The sequence below is a fragment of the Cryobacterium sp. PH31-O1 genome, assembly GCF_030063455.1.
GTDB lineage: Bacteria > Actinomycetota > Actinomycetes > Actinomycetales > Microbacteriaceae > Cryobacterium.
Genome location: NZ_JASITB010000007.1, coordinates 119,159 through 140,331 on the forward strand (window position 1 = coordinate 119,159; position 21,173 = coordinate 140,331).

Annotated in this window: 19 protein-coding genes; 15 read left to right on the forward strand and 4 right to left on the reverse strand. The window is 65.5% G+C overall.

Annotation, left to right across the window (positions count from 1 at the left end; translation table 11 throughout):
- Positions 1-131: 131 nt before the first annotated feature.
- Positions 132-1,310, reverse strand: a complete 1,179-nt coding sequence (locus QMK31_RS14550) for an acetyl-CoA C-acetyltransferase (protein ID WP_283501664.1) — start codon at positions 1,308-1,310, stop codon at positions 132-134.
- Positions 1,311-1,530: 220 nt separating this feature from the next.
- Between QMK31_RS14550 and QMK31_RS14555 the strand changes: the two genes are divergently transcribed.
- The 15 genes from QMK31_RS14555 (at position 1,531) to rbfA (ending at position 18,731) form a co-directional block, all read left to right on the forward strand.
- On the forward strand, positions 1,531-2,745 hold the full coding sequence (locus QMK31_RS14555; RefSeq protein WP_283501665.1) for a substrate-binding domain-containing protein: 1,215 nt from the start codon (positions 1,531-1,533) through the stop codon (positions 2,743-2,745).
- A 4-nt stretch (positions 2,746-2,749) separates the two neighbouring features.
- On the forward strand, positions 2,750-3,520 hold the full coding sequence (locus QMK31_RS14560) for an ABC transporter ATP-binding protein (protein WP_283501666.1): 771 nt from the start codon (positions 2,750-2,752) through the stop codon (positions 3,518-3,520).
- Complete coding sequence (locus QMK31_RS14565) at positions 3,517-4,245, forward strand: ABC transporter ATP-binding protein (protein WP_283501667.1); 729 nt, start codon at positions 3,517-3,519, stop codon at positions 4,243-4,245. Before QMK31_RS14560 ends, QMK31_RS14565 begins: the two co-directional genes overlap by 4 nt.
- Complete coding sequence (locus QMK31_RS14570) at positions 4,242-5,117, forward strand: branched-chain amino acid ABC transporter permease (protein WP_283501668.1); 876 nt, start codon at positions 4,242-4,244, stop codon at positions 5,115-5,117. The genes QMK31_RS14565 and QMK31_RS14570 overlap by 4 nt, the downstream gene beginning before the upstream one ends.
- Positions 5,114-6,238 carry a branched-chain amino acid ABC transporter permease gene (locus tag QMK31_RS14575; RefSeq protein WP_502853282.1) on the forward strand — a complete coding sequence of 375 codons (1,125 nt, stop codon included), beginning with the start codon at positions 5,114-5,116 and terminating at the stop codon, positions 6,236-6,238. The genes QMK31_RS14570 and QMK31_RS14575 overlap by 4 nt, the downstream gene beginning before the upstream one ends.
- The gene (locus tag QMK31_RS14580) at positions 6,235-7,794 is read left to right on the forward strand and encodes a class I adenylate-forming enzyme family protein (RefSeq protein WP_283501669.1); all 1,560 of its coding nucleotides are present in this window, start codon (positions 6,235-6,237) and stop codon (positions 7,792-7,794) included. Before QMK31_RS14575 ends, QMK31_RS14580 begins: the two co-directional genes overlap by 4 nt.
- On the forward strand, positions 7,791-8,453 hold the full coding sequence (locus QMK31_RS14585) for a TetR/AcrR family transcriptional regulator (protein WP_283501670.1): 663 nt from the start codon (positions 7,791-7,793) through the stop codon (positions 8,451-8,453). The genes QMK31_RS14580 and QMK31_RS14585 overlap by 4 nt, the downstream gene beginning before the upstream one ends.
- The gene (locus QMK31_RS14590; protein ID WP_283501671.1) at positions 8,450-9,337 is read left to right on the forward strand and encodes an alpha/beta fold hydrolase; all 888 of its coding nucleotides are present in this window, start codon (positions 8,450-8,452) and stop codon (positions 9,335-9,337) included. Before QMK31_RS14585 ends, QMK31_RS14590 begins: the two co-directional genes overlap by 4 nt.
- A 35-nt stretch (positions 9,338-9,372) precedes the next feature.
- Positions 9,373-10,446, forward strand: coding sequence for an alpha/beta fold hydrolase (locus QMK31_RS14595; RefSeq protein ID WP_283501672.1), 1,074 nt, complete (start codon positions 9,373-9,375; stop codon positions 10,444-10,446).
- 50 nt (positions 10,447-10,496) lie between these two features.
- Entirely contained in the window at positions 10,497-11,651 is a 1,155-nt protein-coding gene (gene ispG, locus QMK31_RS14600; RefSeq protein WP_283501673.1) for a flavodoxin-dependent (E)-4-hydroxy-3-methylbut-2-enyl-diphosphate synthase, read from the forward strand.
- 215 nt (positions 11,652-11,866) lie between these two features.
- Positions 11,867-13,630 carry a proline--tRNA ligase gene (locus tag QMK31_RS14605; protein ID WP_283501674.1) on the forward strand — a complete coding sequence of 588 codons (1,764 nt, stop codon included), beginning with the start codon at positions 11,867-11,869 and terminating at the stop codon, positions 13,628-13,630.
- Positions 13,631-13,824: 194 nt separating this feature from the next.
- Positions 13,825-14,862, forward strand: a complete 1,038-nt coding sequence (nusA, locus tag QMK31_RS14610; RefSeq protein ID WP_283501675.1) for a transcription termination factor NusA — start codon at positions 13,825-13,827, stop codon at positions 14,860-14,862.
- A gap of 8 nt (positions 14,863-14,870) precedes the next feature.
- Positions 14,871-15,128, forward strand: coding sequence for a YlxR family protein (locus tag QMK31_RS14615; RefSeq protein WP_283501676.1), 258 nt, complete (start codon positions 14,871-14,873; stop codon positions 15,126-15,128).
- 76 nt (positions 15,129-15,204) lie between these two features.
- Positions 15,205-18,069, forward strand: coding sequence for a translation initiation factor IF-2 (gene infB / locus QMK31_RS14620; protein ID WP_283501677.1), 2,865 nt, complete (start codon positions 15,205-15,207; stop codon positions 18,067-18,069).
- 191 nt (positions 18,070-18,260) lie between these two features.
- A complete protein-coding gene (rbfA, locus tag QMK31_RS14625; RefSeq protein ID WP_283501678.1) occupies positions 18,261-18,731 on the forward strand; it encodes a 30S ribosome-binding factor RbfA in 471 nt (156 codons plus the stop codon).
- 103 nt (positions 18,732-18,834) lie between these two features.
- On the opposite strand, the gene QMK31_RS14630 is transcribed toward rbfA, so the two are convergent.
- From QMK31_RS14630 to QMK31_RS14640, 3 genes are all read right to left on the reverse strand, one after another.
- Complete coding sequence (locus QMK31_RS14630) at positions 18,835-19,380, reverse strand: dihydrofolate reductase (RefSeq protein ID WP_283501679.1); 546 nt, start codon at positions 19,378-19,380, stop codon at positions 18,835-18,837.
- The gene (locus tag QMK31_RS14635) at positions 19,377-20,207 is read right to left on the reverse strand and encodes a thymidylate synthase (protein ID WP_283501816.1); all 831 of its coding nucleotides are present in this window, start codon (positions 20,205-20,207) and stop codon (positions 19,377-19,379) included. The genes QMK31_RS14630 and QMK31_RS14635 overlap by 4 nt, the downstream gene beginning before the upstream one ends.
- A gap of 66 nt (positions 20,208-20,273) precedes the next feature.
- Complete coding sequence (locus QMK31_RS14640) at positions 20,274-21,161, reverse strand: iron-sulfur binding domain-containing protein (RefSeq protein WP_283501680.1); 888 nt, start codon at positions 21,159-21,161, stop codon at positions 20,274-20,276.
- Positions 21,162-21,173 lie beyond the last annotated feature (12 nt).

The window sequence follows — 21,173 nt, forward strand, 5'->3', positions numbered from 1 at the left end:
CTCGCCGAATGCTTCGCCCAGGGCGACATCGACGAGGTCGAGTATCGCGCCCGGCTCGAAGTACTACGGGCCAACCATCCAGACAGCCAGGCGCCGCCCGCCTGACAGCCGGGCCAGCTACTGGCCAGCTACTACCGGGACAGCAGTAGCGCCTCGCCCTGGCCGCCGCCGCCGCACAGGGCGACCGCGGCTTTGCCGGTGCCGCGCCGAGCTAGTTCGAGCGCGGCATGCAGGGCGACACGCCCGCCGCTCGACCCGATCGGGTGACCGATCGCGATGCCGCCGCCGTGAATATTCACGACGTCGGCGGATACCCCGAGCACCTTCGACGACTGGGCCACGACCGATGCGAACGCCTCGTTGATTTCGACCAGGTCGAGGTCGGCCGCAGTCCACCCCTGCCGGGTGAGGGCGTGCAGGATGGCATTGGCCGGCTGGGAGTGCAGGGAGTTGTCCGGGCCGGCGACCTGGCCGCTCGCCTCGATCACGGCGAGCCAGGGCAGGCCGTGCTTCTCGGCCCAGTCGCGGCTGGTCACGACGAGGGCGCTCGCGCCATCGCTCAATGGGGCGGCGTTGCCGGCGGTTATGCTTCCCGCCGGGTCGAAGGCCGGGCGCAACCGGCCGAGAGTGTCGGTGGTGCTCTCGGCGCGTACACCCTCATCGGTGCTGACGAGGAGCGGCTCGCCCTTGCGCTGCGGCACACTGATCGGGGTGATCTCGTCGCTGAACACGTCGCTCGCGGCGGCAGCGGCGGCCCGCTGATGCGAGGCAGCGGCGATCTCGTCCTGCTCGAGCCGGGTCTGACCGAGCTCCGCGTTGGCGCGCTCGGTGGAGAGACCCATCGAGAGGCCATCGAACGCGTCAGTGAGGCCGTCGTGGGCGGCGTGGTCGATGGCGGAGACGGTTCCGTACGCCCAACCCTGGCGGGAGCCCGGCAGCAGGTGGGGAGCGCGCGACATGGATTCCTGGCCACCGGCCACCACCACGTCCGCCTCGCCGAGCCGCACCAGGCGGGCGGCATCGATGACCGCCGCAAGGCCGGAGAGACACACCTTGTTGAGCGTCATCGCCGGCACATTCCACGGGATGCCGGCAGCCACGCTGGACTGCCTGGCCGGGTTCTGCCCGCAACCGGCTTGCAGGACCTGCCCCATGAGTACGAAATCGACCTGCTCCGGAGCCACTCCGGCGCGAGCGAGGGCGCCAGCAATGGCGGCGGCGCCGAGGTCAACGGCAGTGAGGGACGAGAGTTGCCCGTTCACGCGACCCTGCGGGGTGCGTGATCCGGCCAGGATAACGACGTCGTTCATCGGGACTCCTTTGTCAGTGAGGTGAGGTATCCAGCATATTGGCCACGTCTGGGTACCGGTTTACGCCTGCCTCTTGACACTAGCGTCGATCGCCCATAGATTCCTGATACCTGAACCACCTGTCATGTTTGGGTTATTTTCTTGGCAGTCCCTCGCACAGCACCTCCTGGCGTCACACCAACTCAACAGCAAGCAACTAAAAAGAACAGAGGCTAATTCCATGCGGGTAACAAAGATGTTCCTGGCCCCGGCGTTCATCGCCGTCGCCGCCCTCACCCTGGTCGGATGCGCACCCACTGCAACGACCGGCGGCACAGCAGCCGCCGGTTCCACCGACAATGCCGCCGTACAGGTGGGCATGATCACCTCCGCGACCGGCCCGCTCGCCGCCTACGGCGCCGCCTACACCGCTGGCTTCGAGGCCGGACTCGATTACGCGACCGACGGCACCGGCACGGTCGACGGCCGTGAGCTCGACATCACCTGGAAAGACGACCAGGGCAACCCGGACACCGCTGTCTCTGTCGCCAAGGACCTGATCGGGAAGGGTTACCAGATTCTGGCCGGCACGGTTGTCTCCGGTATCGCCGTCACCCTGGCCGAGCAGGCCGCGCAAAATAAGATCCTGTACATCTCTGGCCCCGCCGCAGCCGACGCGATCACGGGCATCAACGACTACACCTTCCGTTCCGGACGTCAGACCTACGAGGATGTCGCGACCGCCGGAACGTTCATCGGCGACCCGAGCGGTAAGAAGATCGTGGTTTTTGCTCAGGATAACGCCTTCGGTCAGGGCAACCTCGCCGGCGTCAAGGCTGTTCTCGGCGCCAAGGGCGCGACGGTTGATGGCGTACTCGTCGCCGAGGACGCGACCGAGTTCACCCCGTTCGCGCAGCAGCTGCTGGACGCCGCACCCGACCTCATCTTCGTCGCCTGGGCCGGCGCCAGCACCGGCGCCATGTGGACCGCGCTGCAGCAGCAGGGCGTCTTCGACGCTGTTCCCGTGGTCACCGGCCTCGGTGACGTCTCAACCTACGGTGCCTACGGCGAGGCGAGCGGCAAGATCAGCTTTCTCTCGCACTACTTCGCGTCAGCCACCGACAACGAACAGAGCAAGGCCATGATCGGCTACCTCGAGGGCAACGATGCGCAGGCGGATCTGTTCTCGCCCGACGGCTTCGTTGCCGCCCAGTTGCTCGTGCAGGCCGTGCGTGAGGGCGGCGGCGACAACGTCGACGACATGATCGCCTCGCTTGAGGGTTACACCTTCGATTCGGTCAAGGGTTCGATCACCATCCGCGCCGAAGACCACGCCGTGCTGCAGCCGATGTTCCAGGCCACGCTTAACGAAGGCTCCGATGGAACGTGGTCGCCGGAACTGATCGAGACCGTCGACGCGAAGACCGTCGCCCCGCCCGTCTCCGCCGCAAAGTAACCCGATGCCGGATGCGCCCGTGCTCAGCATGGATGTGCTCACCTTAAAGCGTGTCGGACTGCAGATCGGCGGTGCCCGCATCCTCAACGATGTGTCGCTGTCGATCCGGCAGGGCGAGATGCTCGGTGTGATCGGCCCCAACGGGGCCGGTAAGACAACCCTGTTCAACCTGATTTCCGGCGTGCTGTTTGCCACACAAGGTGTGGTGCGGCTGAATGGCCGCGACATGACCCGGGAACCGATCCATGTCAGGGCCCGGGCCGGTCTCGGCCGCACCTTTCAAACATCCAGCCTGTTCAACGGGCTCAGTGCGACCGAAAACGTGCGTCTGGCCGCGCAGGCCAAGGCCGGCGGCGGCAGCCTCGTCACCCGCTTTCCCCGGGTAACGGATGCCGCCACCCGGCTGGCCGCCGCACAACTCGATGAGGTCGGCCTCGCCGATCACGCCCAGAGCCTGGCCGGTGGTCTCTCTCACGGTGACAAGCGCAAGCTGGAGATCGCGATGCTGCTGGCCATGGATCCGAGCGTCATCCTGCTCGACGAGCCGATGGCCGGCGTGGGCTCCGGCGACGTGCCCGGCCTGATGGAAGTCATTCGCACCCTGCACCGCGGTGGCCGCACCGTGCTCATGGTCGAACACCACATGGAGGTTGTGCTCGGCCTGGTCGACCGCGTTGCGGTGATGCACCACGGCGAGCTGCTCGCCTGCGATACCCCCAATGCCGTGATGAACAATCCCACGGTGCAGTCCGCCTATCTCGGAGACCCGGTATGAGCACCAGCACCAGCAACATCCTCACCGTGCGCAACCTGTACGGTCGCATCGAGGGGCAGCAGGTTGTCGAAGACGTCTCGTTCGACGTGCCAGATACCGGAGTCACCGCACTCCTCGGCCGCAACGGCGTCGGCAAGACCAGCACGATCAAGTCGATCCTCGGCCTGATCGACCGCAGCGGCGAGGTCACCCTGGGCGGACGCCGGGTGGACCGGCTGCCGACCCACAAGGTCGTGCAGCTCGGCATCGGTTATGTGCCAGAAGACCGCGAAGTCTTCGGCAAACTCACCGTCGCTGAGAACCTGAAACTCGCTGAACGCTCCGCCCTCCTCAATAGGGCCCTGGTCGAGGAACTCTTTCCCGACCTGGTGCAACGCCAGGCCCAGCTGGCCGGCACGCTCTCCGGCGGACAGCAGCAAATGGTGTCGCTCGCCCGCGCCTTACTGAACCAGAACCGGCTGCTACTGGTCGACGAACCGACCAAGGGACTCTCGCCGAAGATCGTGGGCGAGGTCGCCCAGGCGCTGCTCGCCGCCGCGAAAACGGTGCCGATCTTGCTGGTGGAACAAAACCTGCAGGTAATCAGGCAGCTCGCCGACCGGGTGGTCGTCCTATCGGGCGGGCGCGTCGTCTTCACCGGCGAAGCCACGGAACTACTCGACGACCCCGAACGCATCCAGCGTTACCTGGGTGTGCACAGCGGAAGCGCAGAGGTGAACGCATGAGCACCATCGTTCTGCTGCTCATCACCGGCCTCGGCCTGGGGGCTCTCTACTTTCTGGTCGCCTCCGGCCTCTCGCTCATCTATGGCCTGATGGGTGTGCTCAACTTCGCGCACGGTTCTTTCCTGACCATCGGCGCTTTCATCGGCTGGGAGGTCGCCCTCCGGTTGAGCGACGGATCCTGGTGGGCCCTTGCCGCCGCCATGCTGACCGGAGCCGTGGTCGGTGCGCTCGTCGCCGCCGCGACCGAATTCTTTCTCATTCGTCGGCTCTATAACCGGCACATTGAACAGGTGCTCGTGACCGTCGGCCTCGCACTCGCCTCCGTGGCCCTGTTCGAAGGAATCTGGGGCACCGACCCGACCTATGTCACGAGCCCGTCATGGCTCGGGCAGACCACCGAGATTCTCGGTGCTCGCATTCCGAACAATCGGTTCATGCTCATCGTCGTGGCGGTGCTCGTGCTCGTGTCGATCGTGCTGTTCCTCAAATTCACCCGGTATGGCCTGATCATCCGGGCCGGCGTCGAGAATCGGCTCATGGTCACCGCCCTCGGCATCGACGTGCGCCGCGCCTTCACCCTGGTCTTCGCGATCGGCGGTGCTGCTGCCGGCCTCGGCGGGGTGCTCGCCTCGATCTACTACGGCTACGTCTCGGCGCACATTGGCGGGTCCCTGCTGATCTTCGCCTTCATCGTGACCGTCATCGGAGGCCTGGGGTCGCTGGCCGGGGCGGCGATCGCATCCGTTCTGGTGGCGGTGTTGCAGCAGTTCGCGAACTTCTATCTCGGCGGCACCGGCGACCTCGCCGTGGTGCTTGCCCTCGCCGCGGTGCTGCTGCTGCGCCCGCGCGGACTATTGGGAGCAAAAGCATGAGTCCCCGTCAGATTAACCAAGCTATCTGGGCCCGTCCGGTCACAAAAATAGCTGCGAGTGCCGCGCTGGTGCTGCTCATGCTGCTGCTGCCGCTGTTGAATATCAGCATTCCCGGGGTGTTCCCCGGCCCGACCTACACGCCGGGCACCCTGCAGCTGCTCGCCTACGCCATGCTCATCGGGGCGCTCGCGCTCAGCTACCACCTGCTTTTCGGCCTGGCCGGGATGCTCTCTTTCGGGCATGCGCTGTTCTTCGCGGCCGGCGCCTACGGCCTCGGAATCGTGCTGCGCAACTTCTCGCCGAGCTGGCTGCCGACCGGCGCGACCTTCGTCGTGGCCGTCCTCATCACCGTGCTGATCGGGTTCGTGCTGGCTGCGCTCGTCGGTTCGGTCAGCCTGCGGGTCACCGGCATCTCCTTCGCCATGGTCACCCTCGCTTTCGCCCAGGCTGGCTCGGTTGTGGTGCGCCGTAACCCGGGCGGGCAGACCGGCGGCGAGGAGGGACTCACCCTTGATGTCTCGCACGTGCCCGATGCACTCGTCGGGGTGCTCAATACCCGAAACCTGTACTGGCTCTCGCTCGCGGTTCTCGTCACGGTCTACCTCGTCGTGTTGTGGGTGGAGAAATCCCGAGCCGGGCACGTCGTGGCTGCGACGCGCGAGAACGAACTCCGAGTACGCGTCATCGGTATCCGTCCTTATTTTGTGCGGCTGCTCATCTTCAGCATTGCCGGTGCCCTCGCCGCCCTGGCCGGGGCTGCGTTCCTGCTGCTGCAGAGCGGGGTGTCTCCCCGAGTCGCGACACCGGACTTCACGCTTACCCTGCTGGTGATCGTCGTGCTCGGCGGGGTCGGGCTGCGCTGGGGTGCCGTGCTCGGCGCGATCGTCTACACGCTGCTCGACCAGCGGCTGACCGCCCTCGCCGGGTCGGAGTTCATCGCCGGCCTACCCGACCCGCTGCGAATTCCGCTGTCGCAGCCGTTGTTCATTCTCGGCACCCTGTTTATCCTCGTGGTGTTGTTCCTTCCGGGCGGGCTGGCCGGTCTGACCAAGCGCAGCGGGCGGCCGCATCGACCGTCAAGTCGCACCAGGGAGCGCATGCTTGAGGTGGAGGAGCTATGACCGACGACCTGCACACCCTGGGCCGGTGGACCCGCGACCGCGCCCGCGCCACACCTGAACGAGTCGCCGTCGACGACCGCGGCGTCACGCTGCGCTACCGCGATCTCGACGACCGGGCCGGCGACCTCGCCGCCGCGTTTCGCGCCGCCGGATTCGGCGTCGGAGACCGGGTCGCGACCATCACCGGCAACAGCTCAGATCAGGTGGTGTTGTTCTTCGCCTGCGCCCAGGCTGGCCTCGTGCTCGTGCCGCTGTCGTGGCGGCTCGCACCCCGGGAACTTGCCGCGCAGTTGCAGCTCGCCGATCCGGCACTGTTGCTGGTCGAGGACGAGTTCCAGACCCTGGCAACGGATGCCCAAAGTCGCCTTCCCGAGCCCCTCGCGTCAACGCTGCTCGGCCTTCGCGGTGTCGAAACCGTCGTGCCTGCCCCGCGTCGCCGCCCAAACGATTCATTGGTGACCCGCGCTGTGTGCGATGACGACCCCTTGTTGATTGTGTTCACCTCCGGCACCCTCGGACCGGCCAAGGGCGTCGTGCTGACCCACACGAACTGCTTCTGGACCAACCTGTCGCTGTCCCGGATCACCGAGATCACCAGCAGGGATGTCGTGCTCTCTGTGATGCCGCAGTATCACGTTGGCGGTTGGAACATCCAGCCCTTGTTGGCCTGGTGGATGGGGGCCACCGTCGTGCTCGAGCGCACTTTCGACCCCGGTCGGGTGCTGCACCTGATTGCGGACCGCCGGATCACGACGATGATGGGTGTGCCAGCGAACTACCTGTTCCTCGCGCAGCACCCTGACTTTGCTGCGACCGACCTGTCGAGCCTGAACCATGCCGTCGTCGGCGGTGCGCCAATGCCGGCGCCGCTGTTGCGCACCTGGCACGCCCGCGGGGTGGCTCTCACCCAGGGGTATGGCCTGACCGAGGCTTCCCCGAACGTGTTGTGCCTGCCTGACGACGAGGCGCGCAGCATGGTCGGGTATGCCGGCAAGCCGTACCCGCACGTGGAGGTCGCCGTAGCCGATCCGGTCACCGGCGAGCTGCTCGGCGGTGCTGCGACGGGCGAACTGCTCGTGCGTGGTCCCGGTGTGTTTTCCGGCTATTTTCGCGCACCGGAGGAGACCGCTCGAACCCTTCGCGGCGGCTGGTTGCACACCGGCGACCTCGTGCGTCGTGACGATCACGGCTACTTCGCTGTGATCGACCGGCTCACCGACATCTTCATTTCGGGCGGCGAAAGCGTCGCTCCGGCCGAGGTGGAAACCGTGTTGGTCGAGCACGCCGCGGTCGCCGAGGTCGCCGTTATCGGGGTTCCGCACGAGCGCTGGGGTGAGGTCGGTGTCGCTTTCATTGTGCTGGCGCCCGGATTCTCACCCGATGAGACCGGCGTCGTGGCCTATGCCCGCACCCAACTAGCCGCATTCAAGGTGCCGGCGTTCGTGCGCTTCGTGCCGGAGATTCCACGATCACTCGGCAGCAAGGTTCTCCGGCGCCAGCTCCTGGAGAGCTGGCAGAACGGTCTTGATTTTCAGAAGATAGGAAGCGAACAATGAGCGCCGGAATGCCGCGCACCGCCAGAGGCGAAGAAACGAAACGCAAACTCATCGAGGCCGCCGAGCAGGTGTTCTCGCGGGTCGGCTACGCCGACGCGTCGATCTCACGAATAACGGATGCCGCTGGCATCGGCCAGGGCACGTTCTACCTGTATTTCGACTCGAAACTGCAGATCTTCAATGAACTGGTCGAGGACCTTAATCACCGTGTGCGGTTGGCGATGAGCGCGGCATCCGCTGTCACGGAAAATCGCCTCGATTCGGAGCGCGCCGGGTTTCGGGCTTTCTTTCAATTCACCGCCGACCACCCCGCCCTGTATCGAGTGATTCGCGAGGCGGAGTTCGTTTCGCCTGGTGCCCTCCGACTGCACTACACCCGCATCGTTGAGGGTTATATTGCCGGACTGCGCGCCGCCGGGGCGGCCGGGGAGATCAGCGATATCGATCCGACCGTCGCGGCCTGGGCGCTTATGGGCATCGGCGAGATGATCGGTATGCGCTGGGTGTTGTGGGGGGACGACGACGGCGTGGAAGGGCCAGGATCTGATCCGTTCGCGAGCGGAACCCGTGCCGTGCCCGAGCATGTTTTTGAGCAGATGATGCGTTTCATCGAGGGTGCACTCGGCACCAAACGAACAGTGGAACTGAGAAGGCCATGAGAAACGACTACCAGCCGTTCCACGCCCCGGTCGACGGCGGCGAGCTTTTCGGTGGCCAGTGGCGCGCGCAGCAGTCGGCGACGGTACTCGCCGTCCACGGCATCACCGCCTCCCATCTCACCTGGCCGTGGCTAGCCGACCGCCTCCCCGGCCAGAGGGTGGTCGCCCCCGACCTGCGCGGTCGCGCTCGCAGCAATGCTCTGCCCGGACCGTACGGGCTGCGTCGCCAAGCCGAGGATCTGGCACGGTTGTTGGACTTTTTGGAGGTGGAGCGGGTGGTCGTGGTCGGGCATTCGATGGGTGCGTTCGTCGCCGTCTGGCTCGCGCACCGCTACCCCGACCGGGTCGACTCGCTCGTTCTGGTCGACGGTGGGCTGCCGATACCGCGTGACGCGGGAATCGATCCGCTGCTCATGCTCGGTCCGGCAGCCGAACGACTGTCGCAGACCTTCGAAACGGAGGAGGCGTACCTCAACTTCTGGCGCGGTCACCCCGCGTTCCGCTCGGACTGGTCGCGCGGGGTCGCCGATTTTGCCCGGTACGACCTCGATGGTGCAGCGCCGACGCTGCACCCATCGGCGCGGCTGGGGGCCGTGGCCGAAAACGTGATGGAACTTGACGGTTCCAACGGGTTCGCCGAGGCGCTGACCGGCCTGACCGTGCCAATGAGTTTTCTGCGGGCACCGCGCGGGTTGCAGAACGAACCGACCGCACTCTACGACAATGCGACCGTCGCCGACTGGGCGGCTCGTTTGCCGTCGTTGACGGCAAACGAGGTCGACGACGTCAATCACTACACGGTCGTGATGAGTGATCGTGGGGCCGATCGGGTTGCGGCGACGGTGCGCGAGCACACCTGCCATACTGCACGCGAGCACATCTGAATGTTCCGCTTGAGGAGTCAGAGAGGACCCCGATCATGAGCGACACCCGTACCGCCGGCACAGGCAATATCTTCGACGGCATCACCGCACGCAGCGTTCTCACTCCGCGGTTACGTGCTGGAGTGCTCGAACGGTCGGCAACAGCAACCAGTACCGCGACCATCGTTTTCGTGCACGGCAATGTGTCATCCTCACTGTTCTGGCAGCCGCTCATGCTGGCCCTGCCTGCGTCGGTGCGTGCGCTCGCCATCGACCTGCGCGGCTTCGGCACCAGTGCGACCCTGCCCGTCGATGCCACGCGGGGTCTGGCCGACTACTCCGACGATGTCGCCGCGGTGCTCGCCGAGCTTGGCGTAGACCGGGCGCACCTCGTGGGCTGGAGCATGGGCGGGGGCGTGACGATGCAGCTGCTGCTCGACCACCCAGCCCTGGTCCAGACCCTCACCCTCGTTGCCCCGGTCTCTCCGTACGGCTTCGGAGGCACCGGGGGAGCGGATGGCCATCGCCTCAGCATCGACGACGCCGGTACGGGTGGTGGCGGGGCAAACCCCGATTTTGTCGCCCGGCTGCTGAGCGGTGATCGTGGTTTCGACCCGACCAGCCCCCGCACCGTCTACCAGACCACCTACGTCAAGCCGCCGTTCAGTTCGGAGCACGACGACGTCTGGGTCGAGTCGATGCTCACCACGGCGACCGGCATCGGCAATTATCCGGGGGATTCGGCGTTTTCCGAGAATTGGCCCGGCTTCGCCCCCGGCGGCAGCGGTGTGCTCAACACCATGTCTCCCGGTCACTTCAACACCACCGGCATTGTGGACCTGGCTGAGAAACCGGCCATCCTGTGGATCCACGGCACCGACGACGTCATCGTGTCGGACACCTCGTTCTTCGACCTCAACTATCTCGGCCAACTCGGCGTCATCCCGGGCTGGCCAGGAGTCGACGTGGCGCCGCCGCAGCCGATGATCCAGCAGACCCGTGCGGTGGGCGCGTACCACGAGGCCGGTGGAGAGGTGACCGAACTGGAACTGGCCGAGTGCGGGCACTCGCCACACCTCGAACACCCGGCGGCGTTCCTGGAGGCGCTGCTGGCCCAGCTCGAACACTGAACCGGGGAAGCATTCAGCTTGGCTCACACCACGACAACTAAGCTAGGCAAGTGGCTGCAATCAACTTGGGGATGCCCAAAGTACCTGAGGTACTCGCTCCCAGACGTAAATCCCGTCAGATCAAGGTCGGAAAGGTCCTGGTCGGTGGCAATGCTCAAGTGAGCGTGCAATCGATGACGACCACTCCGACGACGAACATCAACGCGACGCTTCAGCAGATCGCCGAACTCACGGCGAGCGGATGCGACATCGTGCGCATCGCGGTGCCCACGCGCGACGACGCCGAAGTGCTGTCGATCATCGCGAAGAAGAGCCAGATTCCGGTCATAGCGGACATCCACTTTCAGCCGAATTACGTCTTCGCGGCGATCGATGCCGGCTGCGCTGCCGTGCGGGTGAACCCCGGCAATATTCGCAAGTTCGACGACCAGGTCGGCAAGATCGCTGCTGCGGCCAAGGCGGCCGGCGTGAGCCTGCGCATCGGCGTCAACGCCGGGTCGCTCGAGCCAAGCCTCATGCAGAAGTACGGCAAGGCCACACCTGAGGCGCTCGTGGAGAGCGCCGTCTGGGAGGCGAGCCTGTTCGAGGAGCACGACTTTCACGACTTCAAGATCTCGGTCAAGCACAACGACCCGGTGATCATGGTCAAGGCCTACCGGCTGCTCGCCGAGCGCGGTGACTGGCCGCTGCACCTCGGCGTCACCGAGGCCGGCCCGAGCTTTCAGGGAACGATCAAGAGCGCCACGGCGTTCGGCCTTCTGCTGGGCGAGGGGATCGGCGACACCATCCGCGTGTCGCTGAGCGCCCCGCCGGTCGAGGAGATCAAGGTGGGCCTGCAGATTCTGCAGTCGCTCAACCTGCGCGAACGCAAGCTCGAGATTGTTTCCTGCCCCAGCTGCGGCCGGGCCCAGGTGGATGTCTACAAGCTCGCCAACGATGTCACCGACGGGCTTGAGGGCATGACGGTGCCGCTGCGCGTCGCGGTCATGGGCTGTGTCGTCAACGGACCGGGCGAGGCCCGCGAAGCGGACCTCGGCGTCGCGAGCGGCAACGGAAAGGGCCAGATCTTCGTGCGCGGCGAGGTCATCAAGACCGTGCCCGAGTCCGAGATCGTCGCGACGCTCATCGAAGAGGCCAACCGTCTCGCCGCCGAGATGCCCGCCGCCGAACTCGGCAGCCCCACGGTCTCCGTCGGCGCCAACTAGGTCGGCGCCAACTAGGTCGGCGGTGGGGAAGGCGCTCGCCTTCACTGCATGCGCGGCCTGTCGCTGCTCGCGCTGCTGGTCTGCCACGTGCGCGGGCAGAAGACGGTCGTGCGACACCCTGTACTTCGCTCTGCATTGGCTCTGGAGTGAACTCCAGCCGGCCTCACCAGCCGACGATGGGGGAGCGGATGGCGGCGCGCGCGTAAGGTAGACAGGTGCCTACACGTCTGTCCAACTTCTTCCTCCGTACTCTCCGCGAAGACCCCTCCGACGCCGAGGTGGCCAGCCACCGCCTGCTCGTTCGGGCCGGTTACATCCGTCGCCAGGCCCCGGGCATTTTTGCCTGGCTGCCGCTTGGCCTGCGGGTGAAGTCAAAAGTGGAGCGCATCATCCGCGAAGAGATGACCGCTGCTGGCGCGCACGAGGTGCACTTTCCAGCCCTGCTGCCGCGCGAACCCTACGAGTTGACCGGCCGCTGGGACGAATACGGCGAGGGCCTGTTTCGCCTGAAGGATCGCAAGGGCTCCGACATGCTGCTCGCGCCGACCCACGAAGAGGTCTTCGCGCTGCTCGTGAAAGATCTGTACAGCAGCTACAAGGACCTACCGCTGTCGATCTACCAGATTCAGGACAAGTACCGCGACGAGGCGCGTTCGCGCGGCGGTCTGTTGCGCGGTCGCGAGTTCACCATGAAGGATGCCTACTCCTTCGACTACACCGACGCCGGCCTCGACGCGAGCTACCAGCTGCAGCGTGACGCCTACGAGCGCATCTTCACCCGCTTCGGCCTCGACTACGAGATCGTGCAAGCGGATGCCGGCGCCATGGGCGGCTCCAAGAGCGAAGAGTTCTTGCACCCCACGCCGGTCGGCGAAGACACCTTCGTGCGCAGCGCCGGCGGCTACGCCGCCAACATCGAGGCGTTCCGCACCCTCGTTCCGGCTGACCGGGATTCCAGTGCGCTGCCCGCCGCGCAGGTTTTCGACACGCCGAACACCCCGACCATCCAGACGCTGGTCGACAAGGCCAACGCCGAACACCCCCGCCTGGATGGACGCGAGTGGACGGCAGCCGACACGCTCAAAAACGTGGTGCTCGCGCTGACCAGCCTTGACGGCACCAGGGAACTCATCGCGATCGGCGTTCCCGGCGACCGCGAGGTTGACCTCAAGCGGGTCGAGGTCGCGTTCGCTCCCGCCGAGGTCGAGGCCGCCACCGAGGGCGACTTTGCCAAGAATCCCGGCCTGGTCAAGGGCTACATCGGCCCATGGGGGCAGAACGGCGCGGTACTCGGCGCGAAATCTGCCACGGGCATCCGCTACCTGGTTGACCCGCGCGTGGTGGCCGGCACGGAGTGGATTACCGGCGCTAACGAAGACAATCGCCATGTGTTCAGCCTCGTCGCCGGCCGCGACTTCGTCATCGATGACGTTGTAGAGGCCTCTGACGTGCGCGCCGGCGACCTCGCCCCCGACGGCTCCGGCCCGGTCGAACTCATTCGCGGTATGGAAATTGGCCACGTGTTTCAGCTCGGCCGCAAGTACGCCGAAGTGCTCGGACTCAAGGTTCTCAACGAGAATGGCAAGCTGGTCACCGTCACGATGGGCTCATACGGCATCGGCGTCACCCGCATCCTCGCGGTCATCGCCGAACTCAACAACGATGCAAAGGGCCTGATCTGGCCCGAATCGGTCGCCCCGTTCGACGTTCACGTCATCGCCACCGGGCGGGATGAGATCGTCTTCGACACCTCGGAGGCCGTCGTCGCGGCGATCGAGGCCACCGGACGCGAGGTGCTCTACGACGACCGCCGCAAGGTCTCGCCTGGCGTCAAATTCGGCGACGCCGAGCTCATCGGTGTGCCGTGGATCGTCATTGTGGGCCGCGGCGCCGTCGACGGCATCGTCGAACTGTGGAACCGTCGCACCGGCGACCGTGAGCAGGTCGACGTCGCCGACGTGGCCAAGCACTTCGCCTAACCGCTGTCGAAAGCGGATGCTGCCGGCTGGCCCAGCCGGCAGCATCCGCTCTGCCGCGAACCCGCCGAACCCGCCCCGACGGGAGCGAGTGGGTGACGGGGCGTCGCAGATTCGGGTACCGTAGTATTCAGCCCGCTGCGCGGTTTCGCGGCGGCAAGATCATGCGACTAGATCGTACGTAGAGGAGGCCGGCCATGGACATCGACCTCAGTGTTTTGCGGCTATTGGAGCGCGAAAAAGAGATTCCCTTCGAGGAACTCGTGCAAATCATCGAACAGGCGATTTTGACCGCCTATGTCAAGCACATTCAGCAAGACGTCACGAAGCTTGAAGCATCGAAGATTGCTGAAGCCAAGCATGACATTCAGGAAGTGCCAGAGGCGCGCGTCGTTCTCGACCGCAAGACCGGGCACGTTGACATTTACATTCCCGAGCACGACGATGAGGGCAACGTTATCGGCGAAGCCGTCGACAACCCCACCGACTTCGGTCGCATCGCCGCCTTCGCCGCCAAACAGGTTATCAACCAGCGCCTGCGCGACCTGGCCGACGACGCGGTGCTCGGCCAGTTCAAGGGCCGTGAGGGTGACATCGTCGCGGGAATCATTCAGCAGGGTCCAAACCCCCGCATGATCCACGTCGACCTCGGCACCATCGAAGCGATCATGCCTCCCGAGGAGCAGGTTCCAACGGAGAGCTATGTGCACGGCGCTCGAATTCGCGTGTTCGTGACGGCCGTCGGTCGTGGGCTCAAGGGCCCGCAGATTACCGTGTCGCGCACCCACCCGTCGCTCGTACGCAAGCTCTTCGCACTCGAGGTGCCCGAGATCGCCAGCGGAGTCGTCGAGATTGTCTCGCTCGCCCGCGAAGCCGGCCATCGCACCAAGATCGCCGTGCGCGCGACCGAGCCCGGCGTTAACGCCAAGGGTGCCTGCATCGGCGAACTCGGCCAGCGCGTGCGCGCCGTGACCGTTGAGCTGAACAACGAGAAGATCGACATTGTCGACTTCTCGCCCGACCTCGCGACCTTCGTCGCGAGCGCCCTGTCGCCGGCCAAGGTGACCAGCGCCTACGTGATCGACGAGTCGATCAAAGCAGTTCGAGCCCTCGTGCCCGACTACCAGCTCTCGCTCGCGATCGGCAAAGAAGGCCAGAATGCCCGCCTCGCGGCCAAGCTCACGGGCGCGAAAATCGACATTCAGCCCGACAGCATTCTGGAGGATGCCGAATAGGGGGTACGATGGACTCCGTAAGAACGTGTATTGGCTGCCGTTCGCGCGCCCCTCGATCCTCACTTTTGCGGATCGTTGCTGGGAAATCAGAAGTTGTGGTGGATGAAACCGCCACAATCCCCGGTAGAGGTGCGTGGTTGCATGCCCGCGACTCGTGCTTTCAGGATGCCGTAAGGCGACACGCTTTCGGGCGTGCCTTTCGCGTGACCAGGTCACTGGACGCGAAACAACTAGAGAACAGGCTGAATTGGCTTATGGATAACTAATGAGCGGCTCGAAATGAGACCCGTCCGTTACTAACGGTCTGCCCCTTTCCGGGTGCAGACCCGGAACAGGAGAATTGTGGCTGCGAAACCACGCGTACACGAGATCGCTACCGAGCTCGGAGTCGACAGCAAGGTAGCCCTTGCTAAATTGAAAGAAATGGGCGAGTTCGTTAAGGGACCGTCCTCCAGTGTTGAACCGCCAGTAGCGCGCCGCCTTCGCGCCGCTCTCGAGGCGGAAAGTGCCGCGGCCAAGGCTGCGACACCCGCGCCCGCCGCTGGCGTTGACGCTGCTGCCACCACGAAGGCAACGCCGGCTCGTGCGAGCCACGGTGCCAAGCCGGGGGCTCGTCCCGGCCCCAAGCCTGTTGCCGAGCCGATCGCACCGGTTGTCGCCGAGGCCGCTCCTTCAGCGGATGCTGCGCCCCTTCCGGTCGCGCCGCTCACCGTCGCCGAGCGCCAGGCCCAGGCCGCCGAGAAGGCCGCCGCTGCCGAGAAGGCCGCTGCCGCCGACAAGGCTGCCGCTGCTGAGGCCGCCGACAAGCCGAGCACCGACACCCCGGCTACGAAGAGCACGGAAGGATCGGCTACGCCGGTCAAGCCGGGCATGCCTCGCCCCGGAGCGGCGCGACCGGGTAACAACCCGTTCGCCAGCAACCAGGGAATGGGCCAGCGTCCCGCTCAGCCACCGCGTCCGGGTAATAACCCGTTCGCGAGCGCACAGGGTATGGGCCAGCGTCCGGCAACCCCCTCCCCGAGCAACATTCCGCGTCCTCCGGCACCTCGCCCTGGCGCACCTCGCCCCGGCGGACCCGGCCAGGCTGCACGCCCGACCGGTTTCGGTCAGCGTCCAGGAGCCTTCCAGCGCCCCGGTGGCGCCCCGGGTGGAGCCGGTGGCGCACGCCCCGGATTCACTCGTCCCGGTGCTCCGGCTGGAGCCCCTGGCTTTGGCCCGCCCCGCCCGGCCGGCGGTGGCGGTGGAGCTGGTCGCGGCCGCGGTCCTGGCGGCGGTACCGCTGGTGCCTTCGGTCGCGGTGGCGGCAAGAACAAGGCGCGTAAGTCGAAGCGTACAAAAAGAGCAGAATTCGAGCTGCGCGAGGCCCCGTCGCTGGGTGGAGTATCCGTACCCCGCGGCGACGGTGGAACCGTTGTTCGCCTGCGTCGCGGAGCATCCATTACGGACTTTGCCGACAAGATTGACGCGAGCCCCGGAAACCTCGTCACCGTGCTGTTCCACCTCGGTGAAATGGCCACGGCAACGGAGTCCCTCGACGAGGCCACGTTCGACGTGCTCGGCAGCGAGCTCGGCTACAAGATTCAAATGGTCTCGCCCGATGACGAAGACCGTGAGCTGCTGCTCGCGTTCGACATCGACATCGACCAGGAACTTGAAGACGAAACCGATGAAGACCTCGAGATTCGTCCTCCCGTCGTCACCGTCATGGGCCACGTCGACCACGGTAAGACCGCGCTTCTTGACGCGATCCGTAACGCCAAGGTCGCCGAGGGTGAAGCTGGTGGCATCACGCAGCACATTGGTGCCTACCAGATCATCACGGAGCATGAGGGTATCGACCGCGCTCTGACCTTCATTGACACACCGGGCCACGAGGCGTTCACCGCCATGCGTGCTCGTGGTGCGCAGGTCACCGACATCGCCATCCTCGTGGTCGCTGCCGATGACGGCATCATGCCGCAGACCATTGAGGCGCTCAACCACGCCCAGGCCGCCAACGTGCCGATCGTGGTAGCGGTGAACAAGATCGATAAGCCTGGCGCCAACCCGCAGAAAGTGCGTCAGCAGCTCACCGAATTCGGCCTCGTCGCCGAAGAGTACGGCGGAGACGTCATGTTCGTCGACGTGTCGGCCAAGAACAAGACCGGTATCAAGGAAATCCTTGACGCCGTGCTCCTGGTCGCCGACGCCGGACTCGACATGCGCTCCAACCCGAACAAGGATGCCCGTGGTGTCGCCATCGAGGCCCGCCTCGACAAGGGCCGCGGCGCGGTGGCAACCGTGCTCATCCAGTCCGGAACGCTGCACGTCGGAGACTCCATCGTCGCCGGAACGGCCTACGGCCGGGTTCGCGCGATGGCCGACGAAAACGGTGTAGCCGTTCTCGCCGCCACGCCGTCCCGCGCGGTCCAGGTGCAGGGTCTGTCGAGCGTTCCCCGCGCCGGCGACACCTTCCTCGTTATTCAGGAAGACCGCACCGCCCGTCAGATCGCCGAGAAGCGTGAAGCCGCCGAGCGCAACGCCCTGCTGGCCAAGGCCCGTAAGCGCATCAGCCTCGAAGACTTCACCCGTGCTCTTGAAGAGGGCAAGGTCGAGTCGCTCAACCTCATCATCAAGGGTGACGTCTCCGGTGCCGTTGAGGCCCTGGAAGAGTCACTGCTCAAGATCGAGGTCGACGATTCGGTTCAGCTGCGCATCATCCACCGTGGTGTCGGTGCGGTCACGGAGAGCGACGTCAACCTCGCTACCGTCGACAACGCCATCATCATCGGGTTCAACGTTCGTCCCGACACGAAGGCCCGCGAGCGTGCTGCTCGCGAAGGCGTCGACGTGCGCTTCTACTCCGTCATCTACTCCGCCCTCGAGGACATCGAGAATTCCCTCAAGGGAATGCTCAAGCCCGAGTACGAAGAGATCCAGAGCGGAATCGCCGAAATTCGCGAGGTCTTCAGCTCGTCGAAGTTCGGAAACGTCGCCGGCGTCATCGTGCGGAGCGGTACCATCACCCGAAATGCCAAGGCTCGCGTTATTCGCGAGGGCATCGTGGTGGGCGACAACCTGGGCATCGAGTCGCTGCGTCGTTTCAAGGACGATGTCACCGAGGTTCGTACGGACTTCGAGTGTGGTATCGGACTGGGCAAGTTCAACGACATCCGAATTGGCGATGAGATCGAGACCATCGAAATGAAGGAGAAGCCGCGCGTCTAGCTCGCGGTTTGGTTGGGGTCGGGTCTTCGCGAGTTCCCCCTAAAAAGGGAAGAGCGAAGCCCGACCCCGATTCCCTTTTAGGGGGAATCTGCTCCCAGCTTCAGCTCCCGGGAAACCGCGAGTGCGGCGGTGGGGGAGAAAAGTAGAGAGAACGTACGGGCGCGTGAGCGCCCGCTAACAAGGAGTAAGTCATGGCAGATCCGGAACGCGCCAGAAAGATGGCGGACCGCATAAAGGTCATCATCGCCAAGCGGCTGGAACGCGGCCTCCGCGATCCGAGGCTCGGGTTTGTGACCATCACCGATGTGAAAGTCACGGGCGATCTGCAACATGCCTCGGTGTTCTACACCGTGTACGGCTCGATCGAGGAGCGCACGGACAGCGCCGCGGCATTGAAGGCCGCAACCGGCCTCATGCGCAGTGAGGTCGGCAAGAACATCACGGCGCGGCTCACCCCGTCGATCGAGTTCATCGCCGACGGCATCCCCGAAAACGCGGCTCTGATCGACGATCTGCTGCGCGAGGCTCACGATCGGGATACCGCGACCGAAGACAGCAAGGGCACGGCCACGTACGCCGGCGACGCCGACCCGTACAAAAAGCCGCGCGATTACGACCTCGAAGATGACGACTCCGACGACGCGAGTGCCCCCAAACACTAGCAAGCCGCAACACTCCGAACGGGGCCCGGGCCCCGTCCACGGGCCCAGTTTATAGACTGGGCCCGCGTTCCGGGCCCGGGCCCCGTCCGGTTTAAGCGCCGGGTTAGGGGGTGGGAGCTTGGAGCTGGGGAGCGGGGAGGCGGGGCTGGCCGAGCCCGGGGGTTCGCTCGTAGCGCGTGAAACGGTAGCTTAGTGCGGTGGTCGAGCGCAGCCATCCGCTTGCCGGGTCGGTGCTGACCACAGCCCAGGTGGCATCGAGTATGGGCGCAAAGGTGTCGCCCTCAATGGAGGCGTCAATTTCGGTCACCTCGAGCGTGTCGGCGCAGACAAGCGCGAGCTGGTAGATTTCGGCGCCGCCGATCACCCAGACCGGCCCTTGCGCCAGCGCGAGGGCGTCATCGAGGCTGTGTGCGACGGATGCCCCCTCCGCGGCCCAGTCGCGTTGCCGGGTGATCACGATGTTCTGCCGGCCGGGAAGAGGGCGAAAACGCTCCGGGAGCGAATCCCAGGTGCGTCGGCCCATGATGACCGCCCCGCCCCGGGTGACGGAACGAAAATGGGCGAGATCCTCCGGCAGATGCCAGGGCATGACCCCGTCGGATCCGATCACACCGTTCACCGTCTGGGCCCAGATCAGGCCGAGTTTCATACCGCGACCGCGCCCTTGATGGCGGGATGATGCTGGTAGTTCTCCAACACGAAATCGTCGTACTCGTAGTCGAACAAACTTGCTCGACCCGGCTTGATGCGCAGGGTGGGGGAGGGGAACGGGGTGCGCGAGAGCTGCTCGGTGACCTGTGCGACATGGTTGTCGTAGATGTGGCAGTCGCCGCCCGTCCAGACGAACTCGCCGAGCCCGAGCCCGGCCTGCTCGGCGACGAGCTGGGTGAGCAGGGCGTAGCTGGCAATGTTGAAGGGCACGCCAAGAAAGAGGTCGGCGCTGCGTTGGTACAGCTGGCAGGAAAGCTTGCCGTCGGCGACGTAGAACTGGAACAGGGCGTGGCACGGGGCGAGCGCCATCTTCGGCAGGTCGGCCACGTTCCAGGCCGAGACGATCATGCGACGGGAGTCCGGGTCGGTGCTGAGCGTGTCGAGCACCTGGCTGATCTGGTCGATGGTCTCGCCGCCCGGGGTGGGCCAGGAGCGCCACTGTACGCCGTAGACCGGGCCGAGTTCGCCGTTCTCATCGGCCCACTCGTTCCAGATGCGCACGCCCTTCTCCTGCAGCCAGGTGGCGTTGGAATCGCCGCGCAGAAACCAAAGCAGTTCGTAGGCGATCGACGCGAAGTGCACCCGCTTGGTCGTCATGAGCGGAAAACCCTCGGCGAGGTCGAAGCGCAGTTGACGGCCGAACACGCTGCGAGTGCCGGTTCCGGTGCGGTCGGCCTTGCGGGCACCGTTCTCGAGGGTGTCGCGGAGTAGCGCGGAATATTGGGCATCGGCGGCTGAAGGCCCGGCCGATGAATTGCCGGGCAAATTGGCAGGAGGAGCCGTGGGAGAAGTTGATGATGTCACCCCGCAATCGTACGCGGCTGCGGCTGCCTACTCCGGCAGGATATACCCGTCGGGCGCGGGCACTGCCAAGCCGTCGGTCACGAGGCTGGCCAGCGAGCGCCGCAACTGGGCAGCATCGGGCCAGAGGGTGGCGATTTCGGCATCCGTTACCGAGCGGTGGGTGGAACGCAGCTCGGCCATGATCAGGCCGCGCACCTGCCGGTCACTGCCCTCGAACTTCTTCTGCACCGTTTTGCGGGTGCCGGTGTATTCGGGATAGTCGGCGGCCCGCCAGGCGCAATCATCTCGGATCGGGCATACCTCGCAGTGTGGGCTGCGGCTGGTGCAGACGACGGCGCCAAGCTCCATGATCGCGGCGTTGAACAGCGCAGCCTCCTGTGCGCTGTGAGGAAGCAACGCCCCCATGGCATCGAGGTCCCGGGCGCGGCTGGGAGGGGAGGGTTCCCCGACGCCGGCAACTGCACGGGCGATCACCCGCCGCGTATTCGTGTCGACGACTGGATGCCGATGGCCATACGCGAACGCGGCCACCGCCCGGGCGGTGTAGTCCCCGATGCCGGTCAGGGCCAGCAGATCGTCCACGCCGGACGGCACGACACCACCGTGCAGCTGAGTGATCTGCACGGCCGCGGCGTGCAGCCACAGCGCACGCCTCGGGTACCCGAGGCTGGACCAGGCCCGCACCGCCTCGCTCGGTGGCACGGCGGCGAGGGAAGCCGGTGTCGGCCATCGTGCCAGCCACTCCTCCAATCGGGGAATGACTCGGCTCACCGGGGTCTGCTGCAGCATGAACTCGCTCACCAAAATGCCCCAGGCCCCGAAGCCGTCGCGGCGCCACGGCAGGTCGCGCGCATTGGCCACGAACCAGGAGTTGAGCACGGAACTAATCATCTTCGGAGAGGGTGTGACGTTCATCCGTTCTAACCT